This window comes from Bacillus sp. P4_D3 (genome assembly GCF_056401855.1).
In genome coordinates this window covers 1-1,072 of record NZ_JBFUIN010000918.1, presented here as the reverse complement: position 1 = coordinate 1,072, position 1,072 = coordinate 1, and the positions used below count along the sequence as shown (strand labels likewise).

1 protein-coding gene is annotated in these 1,072 nt (G+C 32.0%); it reads left to right on the top strand.

Annotated elements, in window-relative coordinates; genetic code table 11:
- Window positions 1-66: 66 nt before the first annotated feature.
- Window positions 67-885 (top strand): alpha/beta hydrolase, encoded by an 819-nt coding sequence (locus AC1DTM_RS27995; RefSeq protein ID WP_477001426.1) that lies wholly within the window; start codon window positions 67-69, stop codon window positions 883-885.
- Window positions 886-1,072: the final 187 nt, after the last annotated feature.

Genomic DNA, 1,072 nt, shown 5'->3' with positions numbered 1-1,072 from the left:
CGATAGCGTTGTATCTCAAGAAGAAAAAGTAGAAATATATGTAACGAGTTAAAGGGGGGATATAAGATGAATACTACTATTGAAAAACAGCAGATTATTACATCTAATACAGAACAGTGGAAAATATATTCAAAATTAGAAGGTAAGGAATATCAAATTCATATTTCAAAGCCGAGGCAGCCAGCACCAGAGTCAGGATATCCTGTCATATACGTATTAGATGGCAATGCCTTTTTTCAAACATTCCATGAAGCGGTTAAAATACAATCAGTTAGAGCAGAAAAAACAGGTGTTTCACCAGCTATTATAGTTGGTATTGGATATCCGATTGAAGGGGCATTTTCAGGAGAGGAAAGATGCTATGATTTTACACCTGCCGTAATTTCAAAAGATGCTCCTTTAAAACCGGATGGTAAACCGTGGCCTAAAACAGGAGGGGCACATAACTTCTTTACGTTTATTGAAGAAGAATTGAAACCACAAATTGAAAATAATTTTGAAATTGATAAAGAGAAGCAAACGTTATTTGGACATTCTCTAGGCGGATTATTTGCATTACATATACTATTTACAAATGTAAATGCCTTTCAAAATTATTTTATTAGTAGTCCGTCTATTTGGTGGAATAACCAATCTGTATTTGAAAAAGAAGAGAACCTTATAAATCAATTAAACAATGCTAAGGTTGAAACGGGAGTATTCCTTACAGTTGGTTCCTTAGAACGAGAGCATATGGTTGTAGATGCAAATGAATTATCAGAGCGTCTACTCCAATTAAAACATGAGAAGTTAAGATTTAAGTTTTATGAAGCTGAAGGAGAGAATCATGCATCTGTTGTGCCGACTTCTTTAAGTAAGGGATTAAGGTATATTAGTCATTTGTAGAGGGAATTTATTTTGGAGAAATCAATAATAATATAAAAAGAATCCTATGTTTTATGTGGGATTCTCTTTGCTATATAAACATATTTAAGGTATTAATCAAAAACATTCAAATAAACGTTTGAATGTTTTTGATWAATAAGGTATACTATATACATAATCAAATATATATTTGAATAAGAGGTGTTAC

Coding starts and splice junctions, on each gene's coding strand:
- AC1DTM_RS27995 (WP_477001426.1), top strand. CDS start 67: ATGAATACTACTATTGAAAAACAGCAGATTATTACATCTAATACAGAA.